General features: G+C 53.9%; 1 protein-coding gene. It reads right to left on the minus strand.

What is annotated here, in order from left to right; translation table 11 throughout:
• Positions 1–114 precede the first annotated feature (114 nt).
• On the minus strand, positions 115–397 hold a 283-nt coding region (locus tag SxD43FB_RS24235; RefSeq protein WP_217988861.1), incomplete at its 5' end, for a hypothetical protein.

Genomic DNA, 397 nt, shown 5'->3' on the forward strand with positions numbered 1-397 from the left:
CCGCGAAATACGCAAGCACGACCACGATAACGGATGCTGCGCCTTGAAAAAATCCCGGATACGCTGCGTATAAAGATTGCAACCTGGCTAACAAATCAATCGGATCAATTGGCATCATTCTTCACCCCAATTTGCTTCGCTGGCCAGTGAGAGTGCGTTGGTCCGCCGCGTCAGCAAGTCACACAGGTACTCGGCGTCATTCGTTGCGTCGGTCGAATCACGATCCAATGCGCTGTTCAGCGCATCGCAAAGCCAGCGACTGGTATCCGGTGCGCTCAAGACCTTCTGGATTTCAAGCTCTATCGCTGCCGGTGTAGTGTCGCCATGCGCTTGAACACCGATCCAATAGGCGTTTTCCCAAAGACTTTTCGGGTAGCCACCCATGAAGTCCCGGTGG

The organism is Sphingobium sp. D43FB (genome assembly GCF_002312805.1).
GTDB lineage: Bacteria > Pseudomonadota > Alphaproteobacteria > Sphingomonadales > Sphingomonadaceae > Sphingobium.